The sequence below is a fragment of the Streptomyces sp. PA03-3a genome (assembly GCF_033792735.1).
In the GTDB taxonomy this organism is placed as follows: Bacteria; Actinomycetota; Actinomycetes; order Streptomycetales; family Streptomycetaceae; genus Actinacidiphila.
In genome coordinates, this window is record NZ_JARAVM010000037.1 from 1 (window position 1) to 23,282 (window position 23,282).

Below are 23,282 nucleotides of genomic sequence, written 5' to 3' on the forward strand. Positions count from 1 at the left end.
CAAGCTGGTGGTCGATGTCGAGACCAAGCCCGCGATGCGTCCGCGTGACGCGGTGGCCTCGGCCGGCAAGACCCTGGTCGAGCTGTTCGGTCTCGCCCGTGAGCTGAACGTCGACGCCGAGGGCATCGACATGGGCCCCTCGCCCGTGGACGCCGCCCTCGCCGCCGACATGGCGCTGCCGATCGAGGAGCTCGAGCTCACCGTCCGTTCCTACAACTGCCTCAAGCGCGAGGGCGTCCACTCCGTGGGCGAGCTTCTGACCCGCTCCGAGGCCGACCTGCTCGACATCCGCAACTTCGGTGCGAAGTCGATCGACGAGGTCAAGGCGAAGCTGGCCGGCCTGGGCCTGGCCCTGAAGGACAGCCCGCCCGGATTCGACCCGACCGCCGCCGCCTTCGGTGCGGACGACGGCGCGGGCGCGGGTTTCGTGGAGACCGAGCAGTACTGAGCGTCGCGCAGGGCCGCGGGGGCGCCAGGAGGGCGGAGCACCCGGCGATGAGCACCGGCCGGCCGCACCCGCCCCAGGGTGCGGCCGGGAGCGCCGCCTGACGCGCCGTCCCCGTCGGCATCTGGAGCACGTGACATTCCCCCCGGAGATCATCCGGGGGGAATGTTTCGTAGGGGCCCGTCGTCGCCCGGTTTGCACGGCCGCGTCGTCCGACGGCGCCGTGCGCGTGGGCTCCGGCACGTGGGCGGCAAACCGTCCCGGGGCGTGGAACGGCCCTCAGCGGGTCTCCCACGTACCCGTTCCGGAGGGCGAGTCGGCTGGGGCCGCCGCCTTCCTGCTCTGTCGGCACGCGACGGTCGCGGCTCACCCGCGGGTGAGGACGTGTCGTGGACGAGGAGCGCTCCGTCGAGCGGGAGGAGGCCATGACCGTGCCGTACGTGCGCGCGGCCCGCGGCTGCACGGCCGCCGTCGTTTGCGCCTTCGCCGCACTCGTGGTGTGGTCCAGCTTCCCGGTGACCACCGAATCGCGGTGACAGCCGGACGGCGTAGGAGCACGTTCCGTGAGCACGCGCGGCTGGACCGGTGCTGCCGCACTCCGGCCGGCAAGGCTCTGACCAGCAAAAAAGCCCCTCCATAGGGAGGGGCGCAGTGGGTGCCCCCGGCAGGACTCGAACCTGCGGCCAAGCGCTGAGAAGGCGCTTGGCGCGTCGAGAGCCACACCCCTGCTGGGCCGCCCCTGGGTCGCTGCTGTCCGTGTCGGCACAGGGGGTGCGCTGTCGGCGCAGCGACTGCGCCGACAGCGCACCCCCTCACTTCGAGGTCAGAACAGACCCTTGAATCCGTTCCAGCCGCCGGTGCCGATCAGCACCCGGCCGCCGTATGTGCCGACCCCCGTGGAGGCGTATCGCCACAGCTTCCCGGCGGTGTCCCGCGCCAGCAGATCGGCGCGTCCGTCACCGGACAGGTCACCGACCCCGACGAGAGCGGAGTAGACGCCCCACCCGCCGCCGACCCGCACGCGGGTGGTCACGCCACCGGTGGAGGTCCCGTAGTACCGCCACAGCACACCGGCCGAGTCGACCCCGAGCAGGTCGCCACGGCCGTCCCCGTTCAGGTCCCCGGCCCCGACGATCCGCTTGTACAGCTTCCAGTTCGTCCCAATGCGCAGCCGGGCCTTCAGCCGGTGATCAGCTGTGCCGGCGTAGAAGTACACATCACCGGTGGACGCCTGGCGTGCTATCAGGTCGACAAAGCCGTCCCCGTTCACATCGCCCGGCGACGTCAGCTGGTCGTACTGGGCCCAGCCGGCACCGATCAGCGTGTACGGCGATGAGGCGGTGACGATCTTCCCGCACCCCGGCCGGTAGGCCCGGAGTTGGTCACCCACCCGCACGAGCACATCGGCGCACCGGTCACCGTTCACGTCCCCGACGGGCACAAGCACGGAGTTGGTGGCGAACTTGCTGCCGGACCCGGCGATACGGGACGACAGCGCACCGGTCCCGGTACCCCTGTACAGCGACACGGCCCCGGTCGTGTCCATCGCCAGCAGGTCGCCGAACCCGTCGTCACCGACCATGTCGCGCCACACGGCGGCACCGCCGGTCACCGGTACCGTCCCGGAGACGGAGAGGTCCGCCTGAACGCCGTCGGCCGGCTTCGCGGTCAGGGTCCAGACGTACGCCCCGTTCGGGACGTACTTCCCGGCCGCGTCCTTGCCGTCCCACGACGGCGTGATCAGCCCCCGGGCCTCCCCGCCGGAGAACGTCCGCACGGTCTTCCCGGTCGCCTTGTTCTTCATCGTCAGCGACCATGTCGCCGCCGGCTTCGACAGCCACCAAAGCGGTTTCCACGCACCGGCCTTGCTGTCCATGGCGGGCGTGTCGGCGTCGATGACGGCGATCCGGGAGGCCGGCACGCCCGACGGGACGATCCGCACTCGGCGGTCCTCGCCCGTGTAGGCGACGTGACCGCCGAAGCGGTCGACGGTCCACCCGGACCGGCGCCCGGTCCGGTCTCCGAGCTCGGCGGCGGTGACGACCACCCGCTGGGGCAGGTCCGCTTCCTTGCCGCTGAGCGGGAGGCCGTTGTGCAGGTCGACGAGGGTGAGGCCGGTCGCGTCCGAGCGGTGGACCAGGTAGCCGTCGCCGAGAAGCGTCTCGTCGGCCCCGAGCTTCAGGGAGCGCTTGGCTTGCCGGTCGTAGACACCGGCGCCCTTGAAGTCGTGCCAGTAGTCGCTGCACCGCCAGTACACCCAACGGCCCACGGCCTGCAGGTCACTGGGGACGCAACCCGCGTCGAAGGAGTCGCCGGCGGCACCCGTTGACAGGTTCTTCGCGGCCACCCCGGTCGGCACGCCCGAGCCGGTGTCGTCCCACCGGCCGAGGGAGCTCCACAGGGTGTTGCCCCAGACGGAGGCCGCGACCGGCTCCCGCTTCAGGAGCACGCTCCCGGTGTCGGCGTCCTTGAAATAAAGGATCGCCTGCTGGCCGCCCGACGCCTGGTTCACGACGCCGAACCGGCCGGAGAGGTCGATGAGTTGCGGGCTGTCGAGCCCGGAGGTCACCCTCGGACCCCACGGGGCGGCGCCGTTCCGGTAGAGCATGGTGACGTCCTGCTCGGTCGCGGCCTTGCGGCCGTGATAGCCGTCGCCGCTCGCGAACATGGTCACGCAGTAGGTGCCGTAGGTGGGGCTGCAGGAGTCGTCGTCCCGGCCGGACACGAGGCCGTCGACGGTCGAGTTCAGCTCCTCCGGACGGCCGGAGGTCTTCAGCCAGGTGCTCCGATAGCCGCCGATGTAGGTGCCGGGGCTGTAGTACTGCGAGTCGTCGGCCGTGGTGAGGATGCCGCTGCCCAGCGAGATGCCGGCCGGCTTGGCCTCCCGGTCCTCGATGTCCGCGAGGCGCTTGCGGGTGACGGTGCCGTCCGCGGCGGGGGTGAAGAGGTAGTACCCCCAGTCCAGTGCGCCTTTGGTGGTGTTCTCCTCCGCACCGGCCACCAGGAGCGAGCCGTCGGGAGTGCGGCGGACCGAGGGGGAGGCGACGGCCAGCAGGGACTTCGAGTTCCCCTTGGCGTCGCGCAGGAAGAGCTGGTTGCCCCGATACTCGTTGTCGCCGGGGTTGGGCGGGGTCACGGTGACGAAGCCGTCGCCGAGGGGCCGGACGACGTCGTTGTACGAGGCCACGTCCCGCAGGTCGACGGTGGTCGGCTCCGCGTCCAGGTCGTCGCGGCGGTACACCAGGGCGGCGTCGCCGGACGGGGCGCCGAATTGGAAGACGGTGTCCCGGTCGAAGGAGACGCTCTCGCCGTGCGGGGAGAGCGCCTTCACGCCCCCGGTGGCGAGGTCGACGACCCACCACCCCTGGGACATCGTGGTGTCCTCCCACTTGATGCCGCGGACGGCGACGGACCGGGCGTCGCCCTCGCTGACGGAAAGGTTCCACCCCTCCGGCAGGCCCTCCAGTTTCCGGTCCAGTACCTCGCCGTTCTCCAGGTGCAGGAGGTGCAGGCTCGTGACGGCGTTCTCGGTGCCGGTCCGGGTGATGACGGTGTCGCCGTAGGTCGCGACGTACGTCTGGCCCTCCGGGATCGGGACCGTAGCCGATGGTCCGCCACCGGCCCGCTGCTGGAGCGTCACGTGCGGGGTCGGGGAATCCGCGTAGAGGGCGACGGTGTCGGAGCCGTGGCCGAAGTCCCCCGGGTACTTGGCGAAGCGGAACTCGTCCACGGTGTAGGCGAGCGGCTCGGGCAGCCGGTGCTCGAGGATGGTCGTCGCACCGGTGGCGTAGTCGATCCAGCGGAGGCGGTCGTCACCCTCCTGGGCGGTGAGGAAGCCGGTCTCGCCGGCGTTCAGGACGATGGTGGCGCGGGGCACGAAGCGCGCACCCGGGCTGATGACGACGGGATCGGCGGACGCGCTGGGAACCTCGGCGACAGCCGTCCCCGCGGCGGTGCCGATTCCGGCGGTCGCGGCAAGCGTGACGGTGAGAGCGATACGGCCGAGCGCGCGCTGGCGGCGCCTGGCCCGTCTGTTCAGTCGACGAATCACGAAAGAGTCCTCCCCAGGGCAATCGACGCAAGGGGGGCGCTCATTGAATCGCCGCTCATCCCTGCGCGAGCAGGACGACGGTAGCAGGAGGATCACCGCACGACATCGAGTTTTCGAACGCGTTCAAAGACTGATCGCGGTCCGTGTCACGCCCTACGGGGCGACGGCGACCGTTTGGGCGTTCGTTCTCTTCCTCCGGTCGAGAACTTCGACACGCAGTCGACACAGCCACCCGCGAAAACCCGGTGACGGCCGGACAGCCCCGGAGCGTCCTGGAGTGCGCCCTTGATCACCAAGGGGCATCCGGGACTGGCCTGCGTCGAGTGAAACCGTCCCTGACCAGTAAAAAGCCCTCCCGCTGGGAGGGCTGGGTGTGGGTGCCCCCGGCAGGACTCGAACCTGCGGCCAAGCGCTTAGAAGGCGCCTGCTCTATCCACTGAGCTACGGGGGCCGGACGTTGGCCGCGACCGAACCCGCCCCTTGTGTCGACGGTTCCGTGACCTTGCCGGGGACAAGGATAGGGCGCGGCTGATGTGCGGCCGGTTGCTTCGCCTTCATGACACGTTGTGTAGGTTCGGTGAAGCGGTCTGATAATCGCAGGCAGGTGCGAATGTCGCACCAGTTTTGGCGCCTCAGTCGACGGCTGTTGTGCACTCGTTATGCCGGTGTCTCTTCCGGCCCTTCCGTCCCGTTCCGGCCTTCTTGCGGGCCGAATGATGTGAACCAGGCGGAATACGCTTCAAAAACCCACCAAAATGGGGCATTCTGCCAGGGTGGCGATCTTGGATGTACGGCCCGAACTCCTCGACGCGCTGTCGGCGCTGCGCGACCGCGTCGCGGACGCGCGTTTTCCCCTCCCCCTTCCCGGAACCGAGCGGGCCCGCCGCACACGACAGGAACTGCTGGCGCAGCTCGACGACTATCTGGTGCCCCGGCTGAAGGCGCCCGAAGCGCCGCTGCTCGCCGTGGTGGGCGGTTCGACGGGCGCGGGGAAGTCCACGCTCGTGAACTCGCTGATCGGGCGGCGGGTGAGCGACGCGGGCGTGCTGCGCCCGACGACGCGCACACCGGTGCTGGTGTGCCATCCCCAGGACCGCGCGTGGTTCGCCGATCCGCGGGTGCTGCCGGGCCTGGCCCGCGCCTGGGCGCCGCGGCCCCGCACCGCGGCCGACGCCGACGGGGCGGAGGGCGCGGACGGGAACGACGAGGAGCGCGAGGCGGAGGAGACCAGGCTGTGGCTGCGCCTGGAGACCGACGACACGCTGCCGCGCGGGCTCGCCCTGCTGGACGCGCCCGACATCGACTCCCTCGTCTCCCGCAACCGGGAGCTCGCGGCCGAACTGCTCTGCGCGGCCGACATCTGGATCCTGGTGACCACCGCGTCGCGCTACGCCGACGCCGTGCCGTGGCACCTGCTCCGTACGGCCAAGGAGTACGACGTCACCCTGGCCACCGTCCTGGACCGGGTGCCGCACCAGATCGCCGAGGACGTCTCCCAGCACTACGCGGCCCTGCTGACCCGGGCCGGGCTCGGGGACGTGCCGCGCTTCACCGTCCCGGAACTGCCCGAGTCCGCCGGGTCCGGCGGGCTCCTGCCGCACACCGCGGTCGCCGCGCTCGGCAGCTGGCTCGCGCACTGCGCCGAGGACCCGGCGGCACGGCACCAGGCGGTGCGGCGCACCGCGTCCGGCGTACTCGGCTCGCTGGGGAACCGGCTCCCGGAACTGGCGGGCGCCTCGGCCGCGCAGCACGCCGCGGCGGTGCGCCTGACCCGTCATGTGGACGAGGCCTACGACGAGGCCGAATCGCGTGTACAGGAGGCTGTCGGGGAGGGGGCGTTGCTCGCCGGCGAGGCCCTGGCCAGCTGGCGCGGCTATCCGGACTGCGGCCCGGCGGCCCTGGTGGCCGCCCTGGCCGACAGCCTGGCCGCGCTGCTGCGCACCGAGGTCGCCACCGCGGACGAGCGGACCCTCGACGCCTGGCGCGCCGACCGGGCGGGCGCCGTCCTGGCGGAGGGCACCGAACCGGAGGCGGCGGCGGACGACGCGGCCGAGCGGATCGATGAGGCCGTCGACACCTGGGGGTGCACGGTGAACCGCCTGGCGCACAAGGCGGTGCGCGGGAGCGCCGAGGGCGTCGATCCGCAGCACGCGGCGGCGCTGATCGCCGTCGCCGTGCTCGGCGGCCGCAAGGGGACGGTCGCCGGCGAGCGGCTCGCCTCCCTCGTCGGGGCGCACGCGGCGCTGCGGGCGGGCGACCGCGCGCGCGAGGAACTGGACCGGCTCGTCGGCGACGTGCTCGACGCCGAGCGGGAACTGCGGGTGCTCCCGGTGGAGGCGGTGGATGTGACGGCGGGCCAGCAGGCCGCGCTGATCGCGGAGCTTTCGGTCGTGCAGAAGTCGTACGGATTGCAGGAGAGGTGATCAGGTGCTCACGGAGCGGGTGGACGCGCTGTCGGAACTGCTCGGGCTGTCGCGCACCCGCGTGAGCCACGAGGCGCTCGACGGGGCCGGCGAGCTGCTGGAACGGGTCGGCGACCGGCGCCGGCTCTCCGCCGACCACACGGTGGTGGCGCTGGCCGGGGCGACCGGCAGCGGAAAGTCGTCGCTGTTCAACGCGCTGACCGGACTGGAGCTGTCGAGGATCGGCGTCCGGAGGCCCACGACCTCCGCACCCGTCGCCTGCGCCTGGGATCCCCGGGGCGCCTCCGGGCTGCTGGACCGGCTCGGCATCGCGCCCAAGGCGCGGTTCGCCCGGCACAGCGCCCTGGACGCGGTGGCGGAACGGACGGACGACGGGCCCGCCGGCCTGGTCCTGCTCGACCTGCCGGACCACGACTCGGCGGCGACCGCCCACCGCGACCAGGTGGACCGCGTGCTCAAGCTCGTGGACGTGATCGTGTGGGTGCTCGACCCGGAGAAGTACGCGGACGCCGCGCTCCACGAGCGCTACCTGCGGCCGCTGGCCGGGCACGCCGACGTGACGATCGTCGTCCTCAACCAGATCGACCGGCTCCCGGAGGAGGCCGTGGAGCAGGTCCTGGACGACCTGCGGCGCCTCCTCGACGACGACGGGCTCGCCGTCGGCGAGCACGGCGAGGACGGCGCCATGGTGATGGCCGTCTCGGCGCTGAGCGGCGACGGCGTCCCGGAACTGAGGGCGGCCGTCGGCCAGGTCGTGGCCGAGCGCGCCGCCGCGAGCCGGCGGCTGTCCGCGGACGTGGACGGGCTCGCCGAGCGGCTGCGCCCGCTGTACGTCGCCGAGGGGGTGACGGGGCTCACCGACCGGGCCCGCGAGGACTTCACGGCGAGCCTCGCGCACGCCGTCGGGGCCGCGGCGGCGGGCCGGGCGGCGGAGCGCGCGTGGGCCAGGGCCGCCGACGAGGCGTGCGGCACCCCGTGGCGGCAGCTGCGCCGGGTCCGCGGTACGGGGCGGGGCGAGGACTCCCTCGACGGCCGCCGCCCGGCGCTGTCGGCGTCCCGCGCGTCGGTCGACGAGGCGGTGCGCGCGGTCGCCGCGGAGGCCGTGGCGGGGCTGCCCGCTCCGTGGGCGCAGGCCGTACGGGAGGCCGCGCGCCGCGGTGGGCGCACGCTCCCGGAGGCGCTGGACGCGGCGGTGGAGCGGGCGGCGCCGGACGAGCCGCCGCGTCCCCGGTGGTGGTCGGTGGTCGGCACGGCTCAGTGGCTGCTGGCGCTGCTCGCGACAGCAGCGCTGGTCTCCGGGACCGTGACGGCGGCGGGTGCGCTGCGGCTGCCGTGGTGGCTGCCGCCCGTGCTGCTGGCCGTGGGTGCTCTGGGCGGACCGCTGCTCACCCGGGTGAGCCGGTTCGCGGCCCGGGGCCCGGCCCGGCGGCACGGTCAGGCCGCGGAGCGGCGGATGGCCGACGCGGCGGCCGACTGCGGGCGGGCACGGGTACTGGAACCGCTGGCGGCGGAATTGCTGCGCTACCGGGAAGTGCGGGAGCAGTACGGGGTACTCACCGGGAACCACTTCCGGATGACGGAGTTGTCCACAGCGGGCCAGTAATCCACAGGTTGAATCCGATTCCTCCACGGGGGGCGCGGCGGGCGCACCATGGAGCCATCGCGGGGGCCGGCGGCAGGGGGTCGCCGGCCGGCGACGGCAACGGGGGAGCATCGGCAATGAACGAGACACTGGTCACCGTCGTGGGGAATGTCGCCACCAGGCCGGAATTCCGCAAGACGCCCACGGGCGTCCCGGTCGCCAGGTTCCGCCTGGCGACGACGGCGCGCCGCTGGGACCGCGAGCGCGGCGGCTGGTCGGACGGGCACACCAGCTTCTACACGGTGTGGGCCTGGAGGCAGCTGGGGGAGAACGTGGTGGCCTCGGTCGGGGTCGGCGAACCGCTGCTCGTCCAGGGCCGCCTGAGAGTCCGTGAGGAGGAGCGCGACGGTCAGCGCTGGATCTCGGCCGACGTCGACGCGATCGCCTGCGGCCACGATCTGACGCGGGGCACCTCGGCGTTCCGGCGGCTGTCCGCGGCCCGGCCGGAACTCACGGTTCCGAATTCCACGCCCGGCGCCGGGGAGTCGCCGACCGGTGATCCGCTGGCCGCGCTGTCCGGATAAGCCGGACAGCTGCGCATTCGCCCTGCGGCAAAACGTCGATGATTTATCGACAATTTCACGTTCATGCCTACGCGCGGGTAACGATTTCGATTCGAATTCTCGGGCGGCTGTGAATCCCGGTGGCTTTGGTGCGGTTGGTTCCTAGGATTCAGCGGTACCCCGGCTTTCCGCGGGGATCCACAGCTGACGGCGAGGTGTGCCCCCACGACCAGCCTCGCCCGGAGGGGAAATTCATGTTCACTGTACGGAGGCGGGGAGCTGCCCGTCTTTCCGTTGCGATGGTGGCCTCGGGCCTCCTCGCCGCGGGTTCCATAGCCGTTGCCGGGTCCGCCATCGCGGACGACGCGACCCCCACCGCGCCCGGTGCGACGGCGACGCTCGGCGGCCTGAAGACCGCCGACAACGCCGTCATCAAGGAGGAGGGCAAGGCGGATGAGCACGTCAGCGCCGGCCTCTTCGAGATGTCCGTCGACGGCGGCGGCACGATCCAGACGTACTGCATCGACATCAAGAACCCCACGCAGACCGAGGCGAAGTACAAGGAAGTCTCCTGGGACCAGTCGAGCCTGCACGACAACGGCGATGCGGGGAAGATCAACTGGATCCTGCAGAACTCGTACCCCCAGGTCGACGACCTCTCCGCCCTGCAGAAGACGGCTGAGATCAAGGACGGCGCGCTGACCCCGGAGCTCGCCGCCGCCGGTACCCAGGTGGCCATCTGGCGCTTCTCCGACAAGGCCGACGTGACCGCGGTCAACCCGGTCGCCGAGCAGCTCGCGGACTGGCTGGAGGGGAACGCCAAGGACCTCAAGGAGCCCGCGGCGTCGCTGACCCTCGACCCGCCCGCGGTCTCCGGCAAGGCCGGTGACCTGCTCGGTCCGATCAAGGTCAACACCAACGCCTCCACCGTCCAGGTGAGCCCCGCGCCCAGCAACCCCTCCGGCGTCAAGGTCACCGACAAGAACGGCACTGCGGTCACCTCCGCCAAGAACGGCGACGAGCTCTACTTCGACGTCGAGGCCGGCACCCCCGACGGCACGACGTCGCTGACGGCCACCGCCAACACCAAGCTGCCGGTCGGCCGCGCCTTCACGGGCGTCGACAGCACCACGCAGGTCCAGATCCTCGCCGGCTCCAGCGACAGCTCCGTCTCCGCGACCGCGACGGGCACCTGGGCCGCCAAGGGCCCGATCCCCGCGGTCTCCGCCGAGGTCAACTGCGCCAAGAACGGCCTGGACGTGACGGCCGCCAACGAGGGCGACCAGCCGTTCACCTTCAAGCTGGCCGACAAGGACTACACGGTCGAGGCCGGCAAGTCCGAGACCATCACCGTGCCGGTGGCCGAGGACCAGCACTACAAGGTCACCATCTCCGGCCCCGAGGGCTTCGAGAAGACCTTCGAGGGCGTCCTCGACTGCGAGACCGCCGGCAACGGCGGCGACACCCCGTCCTCCTCGCCGAGCCCGGCCACGGCCGGCGGCTCCTCCGAGGGCACGGGTGACACCGGCTCCACCACCGGCGGCGACCTCGCCGAGACCGGTTCGAGCAGCGCCACCCCGGTGATCGCCGGCATCGCGATCGCCCTGGTCGTCGTCGGTGGCGGCGCGGTCTTCTTCCTCCGGAAGAAGAAGGCGGCCCCCTCCGCCGAGTGAACTGACCCCGCAGGCCGCTCCTGAGTGAAGGGGGCGGAGGTCGACAGACCTCCGCCCCCTTCGCAGTTCCCGGCGCGTCTGCCGGGCCCGGGCGGCGCCAACAAGCCCTGTCCCCCTGCCCGGTAGGGCAGTCTCGAACGTCTGTACCAGTTGCCTGGGGATCCGGAACGCCTGCGAGTGATCAGGCTGTATCTACAGATGCAGCTCGACGCCGTGGACGCCAAGTTCCGTAAGGCTGAGGCGGCCACCGGCCCGCAAAGCCGCGCCACGGGCCAGGCGGAGGCGGCTGGGCCGCCCCGGGGCCGTCCGAGGATGGCCCGCGTCGACGGACAGCGACAGGCGACGACAGGTACGAGGCGGCCGGTGCCCAGGTCGCAGGCGTGAGCGACGTCGCCCGGGTACTCGTTTCCGCCCGGGGGTGGACGGCTGGCAAGATGGGGTGTATCTGCCCACACATCGAATGCCGGACGGTTTCTCTTGGCTGAGTTCATCTACACCATGCGCAAGACGCGCAAGGCGCACGGCGACAAGGTGATCCTCGACGACGTCACCCTGAACTTCCTGCCCGGCGCGAAGATCGGTGTCGTGGGACCCAACGGTGCCGGTAAGTCCACGGTGCTCAAGATCATGGCGGGTCTGGAGCAGCCGTCCAACGGCGACGCGTACATCTCGCCCGGATACTCGGTCGGCATCCTGCTGCAGGAGCCCCCGCTGGACGAGTCCAAGACCGTGCTGGAGAACGTCCAGGACGGTGTGGGCCCGGTCAAGGCCAAGCTGGACCGGTTCAACGAGATCGCCGAGCTGATGGCGACCGACTACTCCGACGCGCTGCTCGACGAGATGGGCAAGCTGCAGGAGGAGCTGGACCACGCCAACGCCTGGGACCTGGACGCCCAGCTGGAGCAGGCGATGGACGCCCTCGGCTGCCCGCCCGGCGACTGGCCCGTGGTCAACCTCTCCGGTGGTGAGAAGCGCCGCGTCGCGCTGTGCAAGCTGCTGCTGGAGGCCCCCGACCTGCTGCTCCTCGACGAGCCCACCAACCACCTGGACGCCGAGTCCGTGCAGTGGCTGGAGCAGCACCTGGCCAAGTACGCGGGCACCGTCGTGGCGATCACCCACGACCGGTACTTCCTGGACAACGTCGCCGAGTGGATCCTCGAGCTCGACCGCGGCCGCGCCTACCCGTACCAGGGCAACTACTCCACGTACCTGGAGACCAAGCAGTCGCGTCTGAAGGTCGAGGGCCAGAAGGACGCCAAGCGCGCCAAGCGGCTCAAGGACGAGCTGGAGTGGGTCCGCTCCAACGCCAAGGGCCGCCAGGCCAAGTCCAAGGCCCGCCTCGCCCGTTACGAGGAGATGGCCGCCGAAGCCGAGAAGATGCGCAAGCTCGACTTCGAGGAGATCCAGATCCCGCCGGGCCCGCGTCTGGGCAACATCGTGGTCGAGGTGAACAACCTCTCCAAGGCGTTCGGCGAGAAGGTCCTCATCGACGACCTGTCGTTCACGCTGCCGCGCAACGGCATCGTGGGCGTCATCGGCCCCAACGGCGCCGGCAAGACCACGCTCTTCAAGATGATCCAGGGCCTGGAGGACCCGGACTCCGGGACGATCAAGGTCGGCGACACGGTCAAGATCTCGTACGTCGACCAGACCCGCGCCAACATCGACCCCAAGAAGACCCTCTGGGCGGTCGTGTCGGACGAGCTGGACTACATCAACGTGGGCCAGGTCGAGATGCCGTCCCGCGCGTACGTCAGCGCCTTCGGCTTCAAGGGCCCGGACCAGCAGAAGCCGGCCGGCATCCTGTCCGGCGGCGAGCGCAACCGCCTCAACCTGGCGCTCACCCTCAAGCAGGGCGGCAACCTGCTGCTCCTCGACGAGCCGACGAACGACCTCGACGTCGAGACCCTGTCCTCGCTGGAGAACGCGCTGCTGGACTTCCCCGGCTGCGCCGTGGTCGTCTCCCACGACCGCTGGTTCCTGGACCGGGTGGCCACCCACATCCTCGCCTACGAGGGCGAGTCCAAGTGGTTCTGGTTCGAGGGCAACTTCGAGTCCTACGAGAAGAACAAGATCGAGCGGCTCGGCGCCGACGCGGCCCGGCCGCACCGCGCCACCTACAAGAAGCTCACCCGGGGCTGATCGGCGGATGGCGCGTCACATCTACCGCTGCCCGATGCGCTGGTCGGACATGGACGCCTTCGGGCACGTCAACAACGTAGTCTTCCTCCGCTATCTGGAGGAGGCCCGGATCGACTTCATGTTCCGGCTGGCGCCCGGGGAGGGCAGCGAGTCGTTCACCGGCGGGTCGGTCGTCGCCCGCCACGAGATCGACTATCTGCGCCCGCTGGTGCACCGGCACGAGCCGGTCACCGTCGAGACGTGGGTGACCAAGGTGACCGCCGCCTCCCTGACCGTCGCGTACGAGGTCAAGGACGCGGAGACGGTCTATGTGCGCGCCGCCACGGTCGTGGTGCCGTACAACCTCGAGAAGGGCCGGCCGCGCCGGATCACGGCGGAGGAGCGGTCCTTCCTCGAGGGATACTTCGACGACAGCGCGAGCGACTCCGGCGCCGCCGGCGAGGGGGCAGTCGCCGCATGACGGCACCCCTGCGACTCGTCGACGCCAGGGAGGCGGACGGTTTCGCCGCCTTCCTGGCCCGGCTGCTCCGCTGGGACAAGGCCGCCGTCGTCCGGCTGCGCGCCTCGGGCACGGTGCTCGCCGTGTTCGGGCAGCCGCCGTTCGGCGGCGGGGTCCTGGCCGTCCGTACCGCCGAACTGGACGGGGACGCCGGCGACCTGGACTCGACGGTCTCCGCCGGGCAGTTGCTCGACGGCATCGACGACGTGACGGGCACGGTCGCCGTGCCCCCGGCCGTCACCGGTCCGGCCTGGGCCGGGCTGCTCCCGCCGCGCGGCGGCTGGGAGCAGGTACCGGGACTGCCGTCCGCGGAGGACGTACGCGCCGTGGCCGCGGCCGCGGTGAGCGAGTTCCGCGACCGCAGCGAGGCGCTGCGGCCCGAGAGCCGCACCCGCGCCGAGCTCGACGCCATCGCCGACGACATCTGGTCCCGGCGGCTCGGTGCCACCGGACTGCCGCTGCGGGTGGTGCACGCCGCCCACGCGCTGGGCTTCCTCCGCCCGGTGCGCACGGCCGTCCCCGCACCGCGCACCGCCGAGCAGCCCGCGGTGCTGCTGCTCGCCGCGGGACCGTGGCTGCGGCTGCGCACGCCGTACGGCTCGGTCGCCGTACGGCGCGGCCTGCCGGGGCTGTCGGTCAGCCCGGTCCGCTGACTCCGGAACGCGGTTGCCGAGCGCGGAGTGATCGTCACCCGTCCCCCTGATCACCCGTCGAGGGCGCACAAGAACGCTCAGGGGGACACGCCCGTGCGGGTGCAGTCCCGGATGGTGACACATCCGGGCGACGGAATCAGCCCGCGGTGTTCACCATCGACGCCGCCGCGTACACCAGGTAGTCCCACAGCTGCCGCTCGAGGTCGGGCTCCAGGCCGAGCTCGTCGACCGCGGCGCGCATGTGCAGCAGCCACGCGTCGTGCGCGGCCTGGTCGACGCGGAAGGGTGCGTGGCGCATCCGCAGCCGGGGGTGGCCGCGGTTCTCGCTGTACGTGCGGGGGCCGCCCCAGTACTGCATGAGGAACAGCCGCATGCGGTCCTCCGCGGGGCCGAGGTCCTCCTCCGGGTACATGGGGCGCAGGAGCGGGTCCTGGGCGACGCCCTCGTAGAAGCGGCGGACGAGCCGCCGGAAGGTCGGCTCGCCGCCGACCGCCTCGAAGAACGTCTGCTGCTCCACGGTGCCCTGCGGGATCTCGTTCACGCCCCCCATGTTCTCAGACGGCCCGCGTTGTCCGGAGGGGGTCACCGTCGCAGAGTGGTCATATGACGGATGGCGACCGGTACGCGGCGGCCGCGGTTCCGCTGCGGGCCCGGCTGGTGCGCCGGATCGCGGCGGCCGGCGGGCCGGCGGACCCGCGGTGGCGGGCGGCGTTCGAGGAGGTCCCGAGGCATCTGTTCGTGCCCGTCTACCACCGGCCCCGCTCGGACGGAGGGTTCACGCGGCTGTCGGCCGACGACCCCGACCCGCGCGGCCGGTCCCGCTGGCTGTCCGGGGCCTACGCCGATGTGCCGCTGATCACCCTGGTCCGGGGCGGGGAGCCGGTCTCCTCCAGCAGCCAGCCCTCGCTGATGGCCGCCATGCTGGAGGCGCTGGGGGTGGAGGACGGGCAGCGGGTGCTGGAGATCGGCGCCGGGACCGGGTACAACGCGGCCCTGCTGGCGCACCGCCTGGGCGCCGGCGCGGTGACCACGGTGGACCTCGACGCGGAGATCACCGAGGCCGCACGCGCGCACCTGGTCGCGGCCGGGCGTCCGGTGACCGTGGTCACCGGGGACGGGGCGCTGGGCTGCCCGGAGCGCGCGCCGTACGACCGGATCGTCGCCACCTGCGAGCTGCCGTCGGTGCCGCAGGCGTGGCCGCGGCAGTGCCGGCCCGGCGGGCTGATCCTCGCGCCCTTCGCGGCCGGGCTGATCGCGTTGCGCGTGACGGGCCCGGCGCGGGCCGAGGGGCGCTTCCTGCACACCCCCGCCTACTTCGTCTCGCTGCGGGGCGCAGGCGCGGCCCCGCGCCGGGAGACCGCCGGCGCCTGCTTCGCCGGCGGGCGCAGCCGTGCCGGCGACACCCCGCCGAGGGTTCTGGAGAACGAGCTGTTCCGCTTCCTGCTCGGCCTGTACGCCGGGGACGCCGAGGTCCACTGGACCGCCGGCGGCCCCACGGTCACCGCCGCCGACGGCTCCGTCGCGCACGCCGCCCGGGACGGCACCGTCCGGCTCTCCGGGCCGCGCGACCTGTGGGCGTCCGTCGAGGAGGCGTACGGCCTGTGGTGCGACGAGGGCCGGCCGCCCCGGGACCGCTTCGGCATGAGCGTGGCGGACGGCCGCCAGTGGACCTGGCTGGACCGCCCGGACGGGCCGCATCGCTGGGAGCTGCCGCCCGTGCCGGGAACGGCCGCGGTCAGTCGCGGACGATCGTGATCGTCGTCCAGGCGCCGACGTGGACGCGGTCGCCGTCCGTCAGCGGGACGGGCACGAAGGGGTCGATGGGGTCCTCGCCGCCGTTGACCGTGGTGCCGTTGGTCGAGCCCTGGTCCACCACCGACCAGCTGCCGTCGGGCTGCTCCACCAGCACGGCGTGCTTGTGGGAGACCCCCGGGTCCTCCGGCGCCCGGGACAGGTCGATGTCGGGGGCCACGCCCGTGCTGTGCCGGCGGCGGCCGACGGTGACCTGCGGGCCCGCCAGCGGCATCCGCTGCTCGGGGGAGTACGACGGGAAGTACAGCCCGCGCGCCTCCGGGCCGCTGCGGGCCATCATCCCGGTGAAGTACTCCCGGTCGGCGGCGATCACGGCGGTCCAGGTGCGCGGGCCCGCCTGCCCGGCGCCGGGATCCGGCAGGCTCGGCGGGGTGAGCAGGAAGTCGCCCGAGCCGGAGGTCACCGACTCCGGGGCCAGCGGCTCCGCCGGGCGGTTGATCTGCGACGGGCGGGACAGCTGCGACTCGTAGCGCTGGTACGGCGGCCCGTCCGGCGGGTAACCGGGGGAGGAGGGCCGCGCCGGCGGGACGAAGGTCGTCCCGGCCTGGGTGACGAAGTCGTAGCGGCACTCCTCGCAGAACTGGGCGTAGCCCTCGCGCGGAGTACCGCAGTCGGGGCAGGGCTCCGCGGCCGCGGTGGCCTCCGGGTCGTAGCCGAAGCCGCCCTGACCACGGCCGTAGCCGGGGTCGTAGGCCGGGTCGTAGGCGGACTCGTAACCGGGTGGGTAGCCGCCGGAGTAGGGCGGCGGGGGCGGCGGCGGACCCGGCGCGGCGTACGTGGACGGTGGCGACGGCGAGGCGGGGACGGAGGGGGACGGTGGCGCGGACATGCGCATTCCGCACACCTCGCACCAGTCGTCCGTCGCGGACTGGTGACCGTTCGGGCAAGTCGACATGTCGCTCTCTCCCCCTCTGCCCCGCTGTGTCCCGCTGCTCTATTTCTTCACACGGACGGTCTTCGTCGAACGTGTCTCGAGGGTCATCTCGTCGGCGTCGGCCACCCGGGCCTTCAGCCGCACAGTACCCGTCGCCGCGTCGACCACGTCCACGACCTTGGCGAGCAGCTTGGCGGTGTCGTCGTTGCCGGACGCGCTGGCCAGCTGAACCGCCCGGCCGAGCTTGGCGGTCGCGGAGTCGAGGTCGCCCTGCTTGCGGGCCTCCAGCCCCTGCTGGATGACCTGGGCCAGCTCCGCCTGCCCGGTGTAGTGGGCGACCTGCGGGTTGATCCGCGTCGAGGCCGCCATGTCGTCCGTCCACAGCGCCCGCACCAGCCCCTGGCCCAGCACGCGCGGCGTGCCGTCAGGCTGCGGCAGGACGAGGGAGATCCGGGCCGCGAGCATCTCCTGGCCGACACCGGCCGCCGGTACGACCACGTTGACGTGGTAGTCGCGCGACTCGTCGCCCCAGGAGCCCGTCGGGTAGTCGCCGGCGCGCGGACCGGCCTCGGTGCGGCGGGCGGTGAGGTCCTCGACGGTCGGCGCGACCTGCTTGACGTACTGGATCTCCGCGCCCTGCGGGGTCCACACGCGCAGGGCCACGTCGGCGACCTCCTTGCCCATCGCGGTCTCCATCATCCGCCGGAAGTCCGCCTCCAGGCCCGAGGGGTCGGCGACGATGTCCACCGTGCCGAGCAGCGCGGAGGCGATCCCGGTCAGCTCCTTGACCTCCCAGTCGGTGCCGACGCCGCGCGCGTCGCAGGTGAAGCGGCCCGCGCAGGACTCCAGCGCGGCGCGCAACTGCTCCGGCTTCTCGTGCTCGTTGCGGCCGTCGGTGAGCAGGATGCCGTGCCGTATGGACACCTCGGCCGTGGACAGCAGCCGGTCGGCCAGCCGCAGCCAGGTACCGATCGCGGTCCCGCCGCCCGAACTGAGCCTGCGCAGCGCCTCCTTGGCCTGGTGCCGGGTGGCCGGGCCGGCGACGGCGACCGCGCCGTTCCCCGGGTAGACCTCCTTGGCCACGTGGGTGCCGGCGACCACGGCGAAGGCGACGCCGTCGCGGATGGTGTCGATGGCGGCGGCGGTCGCCTCGCGGGCGCTGCGCATCTTGGTCGGCGGGTAGTCCATGGAGCCCGAGCAGTCCACCATGATCACCACGGCGGCCCCGGCCGCGGAGCCCGCCCCGGAGCCCGGCACGTCTCCGGGCCCGTGCGTGGCCAGCGGCAGTCCGCCGGTGGTGCCTCCGCCGGTCGAGGTCACGGTGACGATGGCGTTGACCTCGCGCCCGCCCTCCGGCAGGAACTCGTTCTGGTAGATGTCGACGGAGAACTGCGGCACGTTCGACTTCGAGATGTTGGCCATCGGGTGCGCTCCTTGCGCTTGTTCAACCTTCGGAAGAGAGCATCAGGGAGAGGTCACGCGGCCGGGAACGGCAGCACGGCGACGGTGATGTTGTCGTGGCCGCCGCCGTCGATGGCGACCCCGACCAGGGTGCGGGCGCAGTGCAGGGGCCGGGTGCGGGCGTCCTTGGGCACCACGGAGGCCAGCTCCGCCGCCGACTCCGCGTAGTTCCACAGTCCGTCGGTGCACACCACCACTACACCCGGTTCGTCCGGTTCGAAGGAAGCGGTGTGCGGGTCCAGTTCCACGGCGTCCGCGCCGAGCCAGCCGGTGATGGCGTGGGCCCGCTCGTCCGCGTACGCCTCGGCCTGCGTCATCAGGCCCATCGACACCATGCGTTCGGCCCACGAGTCGTCCTCGGTCAGCCGGGAGGCGGGCGCGGAGCGGTCGTCGGGGATCCAGTAGGCGCGGCTGTCCCCGATCCAGCCCACGGTGAAGGTCTTTCCGGAGGTGATCGCGCTGACGCAGGTGCACGCGGGCGCGTTGTGGTGGCGCCGGGCCTCCTCCTCGGGGGTCTCGGCCGCCAGGTCCGTCACCGCCTGGGCCGCCACGAGCAGCGCGTCGCGCATCGCCTCCTCGGGGCGGGCGCCGCGGGCCAGGGACCGTACGAGGGAGCCGCTCGCGGTGCCCGCCGCCGCCTCAGAGGCGTCGTCGGGACGGTATGCGGAGGACACCCCGTCGCACACCACGGCGACGACTGCGGGCGTGCCGTCGGGCAGCGCGGTCGTGGCCAGCGCGAAGGCGTCCTCGTTGCGGTGGTGCCGCAGGCCCCGGTCGGTCACGGCGGCCACCCCGTCGAGCTCTTGCTCCTGGTGGTCGCGCGGCCGGGGCTGCGCGTGCCCGCAGTGCTCGCAGTAGCCGTCCGGGTCGACGTCGCCCATCCCGCAGGCGACGCACCGCGGCGAGGACGCCGACGCCCCGCCCGCGGACGGGTCCAGCCGGGGATCGGTGATTCGCGTCCGGGGCAGGTCGGCGGTGCCCAGGCCGAAGGGGAGGGTGTCGGTGTCCCTGCCCGGCGGGGCCAGCTCGTACGACTCCGGCTCACCGCCCGGCGGTTCGGGCACGGCGGCGGGGTCGGGCGGCGCCAGTTCGTACGCGTCCGGTTGCCGGGGCGCGGACAGGTCGGCGCCGCAGACGCCGCAGAACTTGTCGTCGGGTTCCAGAGGCTCGCTGCACTCCGGGCAAACGGTCTGGTGCGGCATGGCGGTTACACCCACGTCCGGGGGCGGAGGCGGTTGGCGCGCTCCACCAGTTCGATCCTTGTGCGGCCCTGGTCGGCGAGCCGGGCCAGTACCCGGTACGAGTGTTCCAGGCCGAAGCGCAGCCCCCGTTCGTCCAGGTCCCGGCCCAGGAGCCCGGGCGTGGCGGATTGCGCGGTCGGGACCCCGGCCGCGCCCTGCTGTCCGGCCAGCACCCAGTCCAGCGCGCTGCCCAGCACCTCGGTGCAGAGCTGCTCGCGCAGCCGTGTGTCGAGGCCCAGCCGCTGCAGGTCCTCGACCTGCCGGGCCGCGGCCCGCAGGTCGTCCAGGAGCGGCTCCTGCGGGGCGCGTCCGCGCAGCCGGGCGCGAACGGCAGCCACCCGCGCGGCCGTGTAGTGGATCGAGGACTCGGGGACCGACTCCAGGGCGGCCACCGACCCCGCCCGGTCGCCGGCGGCGAGCAGCACGCGGGCCAGGCCGAAGGCCGCGCTCACGTAGCTCTGGTCGGTGGTCCACACGAGCCGGTAGTACTCGGCGGCGTTGTCCAGCTGACCCAGCACCTCGGCGCAGACGCCCAGCGCCAGCTTGGGGGCGGGTTCGCCGGGGAAGGCGTCGTAGACCGCGTCGAAGGACAGCGCGGCGGTCCCGTCGTCGCGGGTGACCAGCGCGGTCAGGCCGCGGTGCCACACCACGCGCCAGTCGTCGGGATGCTCCTCCTGGAGTCTCCGCAGCTCCTCGACGGCCGAGGGCGCGTCGTCGCTGTCGAGCCGGGCGCGCACCCTGCGCAGCCGCAGCTCGGGGGACTGCACCGGCGCCGCCTGGAGGGCGGCCACCAGCTCCGACGGGGCGGCGGCCGCGAGACCGGCCAGGAAACCGGCGTTGGGGTCGGCGGGGTCGACGTGCGGCACGGGCAGCGAGAGCGCCGCCGCCCGCACGTCGAGGGTCGAGACGGCCGGCCCGGCCGCCGGGTTCGCGGGGATCGCCGGGGCGGTCCGCTGGGCGGGCACGGTGAACGGCGAGCCCGGCACGACGGCGCCGTACCCGCCGGGGCCGGGCACCGCCGGCGACGACGGGGGCAGCACGGGCCCGGCCGGGCGCGCGGCGGGCGGGAGCGGCACGGCGCCCCTGCGCCCGCCGTTCGCGCCGCGGTCGCCCAGGGCGGAGGCGTCCCGGGCGGGCGCCATCAACTGGGTGTCGACCACCCGCAGTTCCGGGCCGAACAGGGTGGACAGCGCGGGCCGCGGCTTGCCCGAGCCGAGCGCCACGACCTCGCGCAGCACGCCCAGCAACTGCTCGCTCATCTCCTCCGCGGAGGCGAAGCGCCGGCCCGGGTCGGGGTCGGTGGCACGGACCAGCAGCCGGTAGAAGGACTCGTAACGGGAGAGGACCTCGACGCCGTCCGGGTCCGGCAGGCTGTCCACGAACACGTTGGTGTAGCCCTGGAAGTCGAAGGTGAGCACCGCCAGCGTCCGCGCCACCGTGTACAGGTCCGAGGCGACCGACGGGCCGACCTCGGGCACCTCGGGCGCCTGGTAGCCGACCGTCCCGTAGATCGGGCTGTCCTGGTCGTCCGTCCTGCGGACGGCGCCCATGTCGATGAGCTCCAGCCGGTCCTCGGTCTGGATGGCGTTGTCGACCTTGAAGTCGCAGTAGAGCAGGTTGCGGCTGTGCAGGTGACCGAGGGCGTCCAGGGCCTCGATGGCGTAGGCGATGGCCTGGTCGACGGGGAGCGGCTCGCGTCTGCCGTCGGGGCCCCGGCGCTCGTTGGCGATCTCCTTGAGGGACTTCCCGCCGACGTACTCCATGACGATGTAGCCGTCGAGGGTGCCGCCCCGCGGGTCGAGGTGCTCGACGAAGTTGTAGATCCGCACGATGTTGGGGTGCTCGATCTCCGCGAGGAAGCGGCGCTCGGAGACCGCCGCGGCCAGCGCGTCCTCGTCGCCGGTGTCGAGCAGGCCCTTGAGCACCACCCAGCGGTCGCTGACCGCGCGGTCCACGGCCAGGTAGATCCAGCCCAGGCCGCCGTGCGCCAGGCAGCCCACCACCTCGTACTGCCCGTGCACCACGTCGCCCGCCCGCAGCTTGGGGGTGAACGAGTAGGGGTGGCCGCACTTGGTGCAGAAGCCCTCGGTGCGCCCGGGGTGGTCGCCGCGGCCGCGCCCGACCGGGGCGCCGCATTCGCCCCTGCTGCAGAACCGCTTCCGCTCGGGGACCTGCGGGTCCCGCAGCACGGCGGCGGCCGGGTCGGGCCGGGGGATGGGCGGTACGTTCACCAGGCCGGCGCCCAGCTTGCCGCGGGTCGGGCCGCTGGAGCCGGAGCGCGAACTGCGCACGGACACGGAGGCGGTGCTCGTGCCGCCGCTCACCGAACGCGACAGCCGTCCGGACACCGAACGGCGCGAGGAGCGGGACGAGCCCGAGGTCCGCGAGGAGCGCGAGGAGGCGGCGGAGCCCGGTCCGGTCCCGGTGGCACGTGACGGCTGCGACGAGCCCCCACCGCCCCGGCCGACAGCCGTCCCCGCGCCGAGCGGCGCCAGGCCGCACGTGTCGCAGAACAGCTCACCCCCGCCGACGTCCTCGATCGTCCCGTCGCACCCCGGACGCTGGCAGTTCATCGTGCATCCCCCCTGTGGTCGGCAGGTTCCGCCTGCCCCGGCACCAGCGATTCGGCGACGGCCCGCTGGTAGCGCAGCACCGCGTTCTCCGCGGCGCGCAGGTCGCACGGCGCGCTCCACAGCAGACGCCGCGCGTGGTCGTACCGCTCCATCAGGAGCGGGTCCTCGGCCATGCCGTGCCGCGCCACCTTCGCCCGGTAGGCGTCCAGCCGGCCGCGCAGTTCGGCGCGGACGGCCAGCGGCGCGGTGACCGCGGTCAGCGACTCGCGGGCGCGCAGCAGTTCCTCGTCGGCACGCTGTTCCAGGCCGTCCAGTAGCGGCGAGAGCCGGTGCCACTGGCCGGTCCTGCGGAAGTCGACGGCGGCGGAGAGCTGTTCGTGCAGCGCGACCGGCGCCCCGCTGACCGCGGGCACCTCCGAGGCCGCGATCTTGGCGAGCACCTCCACCCGGGCGCTGCGCGCCTCGGTGAGGGTGCGGTCGGCGCGCGACAGGACGTCCCGCAGCCGCATCAGCCGGTGGTCGGCGTCGTCGCGGACGTGCAGCACGGCCTCGACCTCTCGCCGTATCTCCTCCAGGGTCCGCCCGGCCCGGTCGTAGCGCCCGGTGTCGGGCCGGCCGCCGGACCAGAAGGCGAGCGGGTCGGAGACCACCTCGGCGCGCAGCGCCGCCAGCGAGTCCAGCATCCCCGCGAGGTCGTCGCCCGACGGATGGGTGCCGGGACGCACACCCACGGACTCGGCGAGCGAACGCACCCGCTGCGCCTCCGCGACCAGCAGGTCGATACGGGCCGGCAGCGCCGACCACACCGCGTCGGCGGCGGACACCACGTCCATCACCTGCGCGTACCACTCGTTCATCCGCGCCAGCAGCTGCTCCAGGCTGATCCGCTCGCTCAGCCGGGCCGGACCCGTCAGGCCCCGCGCCGCCTCCGGCACGGCGCCGCCGGAGACGGTGACGCCGGAGCCACGCAACAGCTCGGTCAGCTCCCGCAGTTCGCTCTGGGTGGGCCAGCGGCGGCGGCCGCGCAGGCCCCGGGCGGTGGTCAGGGCCTCGGTGTAGGTGTCGAAGTGCGCCCACAGCAGGGAGATCGCCTGCTCGGCGGCCGTCCAGCGCTCCTTGGTGGCACCGCTCAGCTCCGCGCCCTCCAGCAGCCTGCGGCCGGAGTGGTCCTGCAGCGCGAGCAGGGACGCCTCGATCGCGTCCCGCTCGTCACCGAGCCGTGCCAGGGCACGGTCGACGTCCTCACGGCTCAGCGCCGGTCCGGATGGTCCCGCGACCGCCATCGCACCT

General features: G+C 72.9%; 17 protein-coding genes and 2 tRNA genes. 10 read left to right on the forward strand and 9 right to left on the reverse strand.

The genetic code is table 11. The features are described 5' to 3' along the window. Together PV342_RS33150 and PV342_RS33155 are read left to right on the forward strand one after the other, a co-directional pair. The coding region (locus PV342_RS33150) for a DNA-directed RNA polymerase subunit alpha C-terminal domain-containing protein (protein WP_500319922.1) at positions 1–448 on the forward strand (448 nt) is incomplete at its 5' end. Positions 449–834: 386 nt separating this feature from the next. Continuing rightward, the gene (locus PV342_RS33155) at positions 835–981 is read left to right on the forward strand and encodes a hypothetical protein (protein WP_500319924.1); all 147 of its coding nucleotides are present in this window, start codon (positions 835–837) and stop codon (positions 979–981) included. 120 nt (positions 982–1,101) lie between these two features. Here PV342_RS33155 and PV342_RS33160 read toward each other — a convergent pair. The 3 genes from PV342_RS33160 to PV342_RS33170 all read right to left on the reverse strand — a co-directional run bounded on the left by PV342_RS33160 (position 1,102) and on the right by PV342_RS33170 (position 4,947). Continuing rightward, a tRNA-Arg gene (locus PV342_RS33160) sits at positions 1,102–1,180 on the reverse strand. An 88-nt stretch (positions 1,181–1,268) separates the two neighbouring features. Continuing rightward, the gene (locus PV342_RS33165) at positions 1,269–4,496 is read right to left on the reverse strand and encodes an FG-GAP-like repeat-containing protein (protein WP_500319926.1); all 3,228 of its coding nucleotides are present in this window, start codon (positions 4,494–4,496) and stop codon (positions 1,269–1,271) included. Positions 4,497–4,874: 378 nt separating this feature from the next. Continuing rightward, positions 4,875–4,947 (reverse strand) — tRNA-Arg (locus PV342_RS33170). A gap of 331 nt (positions 4,948–5,278) precedes the next feature. On the opposite strand from PV342_RS33170, the gene PV342_RS33175 reads away from it, so the two are divergent. From PV342_RS33175 to PV342_RS33205, 7 genes are all read left to right on the forward strand, one after another. Continuing rightward, positions 5,279–6,919, forward strand: coding sequence for a dynamin family protein (locus PV342_RS33175; protein ID WP_500319971.1), 1,641 nt, complete (start codon positions 5,279–5,281; stop codon positions 6,917–6,919). Between the two features lie 4 nt (positions 6,920–6,923). Then, positions 6,924–8,522: a GTPase gene (locus tag PV342_RS33180; RefSeq protein ID WP_361008643.1), complete on the forward strand. Its 1,599-nt coding sequence runs from the start codon at positions 6,924–6,926 to the stop codon at positions 8,520–8,522. Between the two features lie 116 nt (positions 8,523–8,638). Beyond that, positions 8,639–9,085 carry a single-stranded DNA-binding protein gene (gene ssb, locus PV342_RS33185; protein ID WP_500319928.1) on the forward strand — a complete coding sequence of 149 codons (447 nt, stop codon included), beginning with the start codon at positions 8,639–8,641 and terminating at the stop codon, positions 9,083–9,085. Positions 9,086–9,318: 233 nt separating this feature from the next. Then, entirely contained in the window at positions 9,319–10,737 is a 1,419-nt protein-coding gene (locus tag PV342_RS33190) for an LAETG motif-containing sortase-dependent surface protein (RefSeq protein ID WP_500319930.1), read from the forward strand. Between the two features lie 477 nt (positions 10,738–11,214). Next, positions 11,215–12,879, forward strand: a complete 1,665-nt coding sequence (gene ettA / locus PV342_RS33195) for an energy-dependent translational throttle protein EttA (RefSeq protein WP_391577920.1) — start codon at positions 11,215–11,217, stop codon at positions 12,877–12,879. A 7-nt stretch (positions 12,880–12,886) separates the two neighbouring features. Next, positions 12,887–13,339 carry an acyl-CoA thioesterase gene (locus PV342_RS33200; RefSeq protein ID WP_500319932.1) on the forward strand — a complete coding sequence of 151 codons (453 nt, stop codon included), beginning with the start codon at positions 12,887–12,889 and terminating at the stop codon, positions 13,337–13,339. Beyond that, entirely contained in the window at positions 13,336–14,031 is a 696-nt protein-coding gene (locus PV342_RS33205) for a DUF8185 domain-containing protein (RefSeq protein ID WP_361008630.1), read from the forward strand. The genes PV342_RS33200 and PV342_RS33205 overlap by 4 nt, the downstream gene beginning before the upstream one ends. 136 nt (positions 14,032–14,167) lie before the next feature. Here PV342_RS33205 and PV342_RS33210 read toward each other — a convergent pair whose 3' ends face one another. After that, positions 14,168–14,572, reverse strand: coding sequence for a globin (locus tag PV342_RS33210; protein WP_386991026.1), 405 nt, complete (start codon positions 14,570–14,572; stop codon positions 14,168–14,170). A gap of 62 nt (positions 14,573–14,634) precedes the next feature. Between PV342_RS33210 and PV342_RS33215 the strand changes: the two genes are divergently transcribed. Continuing rightward, entirely contained in the window at positions 14,635–15,786 is a 1,152-nt protein-coding gene (locus PV342_RS33215) for a methyltransferase domain-containing protein (protein WP_400801424.1), read from the forward strand. Here PV342_RS33215 and PV342_RS33220 read toward each other — a convergent pair. Genes PV342_RS33220 through PV342_RS33240 form a run of 5 tightly spaced genes read right to left on the reverse strand, consistent with a single transcriptional unit; the run spans position 15,767 to position 23,275 of the window. Beyond that, complete coding sequence (locus tag PV342_RS33220) at positions 15,767–16,738, reverse strand: FHA domain-containing protein (protein ID WP_400801426.1); 972 nt, start codon at positions 16,736–16,738, stop codon at positions 15,767–15,769. The two genes, PV342_RS33215 and PV342_RS33220, sit on opposite strands and share 20 nt — an antisense overlap. Before the next feature lie 39 nt (positions 16,739–16,777). After that, positions 16,778–18,139, reverse strand: a complete 1,362-nt coding sequence (locus tag PV342_RS33225) for a vWA domain-containing protein (protein ID WP_400801428.1) — start codon at positions 18,137–18,139, stop codon at positions 16,778–16,780. A gap of 53 nt (positions 18,140–18,192) precedes the next feature. Next, complete coding sequence (locus PV342_RS33230) at positions 18,193–19,380, reverse strand: protein phosphatase 2C domain-containing protein (protein WP_400801430.1); 1,188 nt, start codon at positions 19,378–19,380, stop codon at positions 18,193–18,195. A gap of 5 nt (positions 19,381–19,385) precedes the next feature. Then, the gene (locus PV342_RS33235) at positions 19,386–21,992 is read right to left on the reverse strand and encodes a serine/threonine-protein kinase (protein WP_500319936.1); all 2,607 of its coding nucleotides are present in this window, start codon (positions 21,990–21,992) and stop codon (positions 19,386–19,388) included. Beyond that, a complete protein-coding gene (locus tag PV342_RS33240; protein WP_386991037.1) occupies positions 21,989–23,275 on the reverse strand; it encodes a hypothetical protein in 1,287 nt (428 codons plus the stop codon). The genes PV342_RS33235 and PV342_RS33240 overlap by 4 nt, the downstream gene beginning before the upstream one ends. Positions 23,276–23,282 lie beyond the last annotated feature (7 nt).

Excerpts from the sequence above, each read along its gene's own strand:
- ssb (WP_500319928.1), top strand. The coding sequence starts at position 8,639 with ATGAACGAGACACTGGTCACCGTCGTGGGGAATGTCGCCACCAGGCCG.
- PV342_RS33190 (WP_500319930.1), top strand. The coding sequence starts at position 9,319 with ATGTTCACTGTACGGAGGCGGGGAGCTGCCCGTCTTTCCGTTGCGATG.
- PV342_RS33200 (WP_500319932.1), top strand. The coding sequence starts at position 12,887 with ATGGCGCGTCACATCTACCGCTGCCCGATGCGCTGGTCGGACATGGAC.
- PV342_RS33205 (WP_361008630.1), top strand. The coding sequence starts at position 13,336 with ATGACGGCACCCCTGCGACTCGTCGACGCCAGGGAGGCGGACGGTTTC.
- PV342_RS33215 (WP_400801424.1), top strand. The coding sequence starts at position 14,635 with ATGACGGATGGCGACCGGTACGCGGCGGCCGCGGTTCCGCTGCGGGCC.
- PV342_RS33220 (WP_400801426.1), bottom strand. The coding sequence starts at position 16,738 with ATGTCGACTTGCCCGAACGGTCACCAGTCCGCGACGGACGACTGGTGC.
- PV342_RS33225 (WP_400801428.1), bottom strand. The coding sequence starts at position 18,139 with ATGGCCAACATCTCGAAGTCGAACGTGCCGCAGTTCTCCGTCGACATC.
- PV342_RS33230 (WP_400801430.1), bottom strand. The coding sequence starts at position 19,380 with ATGCCGCACCAGACCGTTTGCCCGGAGTGCAGCGAGCCTCTGGAACCC.
- PV342_RS33235 (WP_500319936.1), bottom strand. The coding sequence starts at position 21,992 with ATGAACTGCCAGCGTCCGGGGTGCGACGGGACGATCGAGGACGTCGGC.
- PV342_RS33240 (WP_386991037.1), bottom strand. The coding sequence starts at position 23,275 with ATGGCGGTCGCGGGACCATCCGGACCGGCGCTGAGCCGTGAGGACGTC.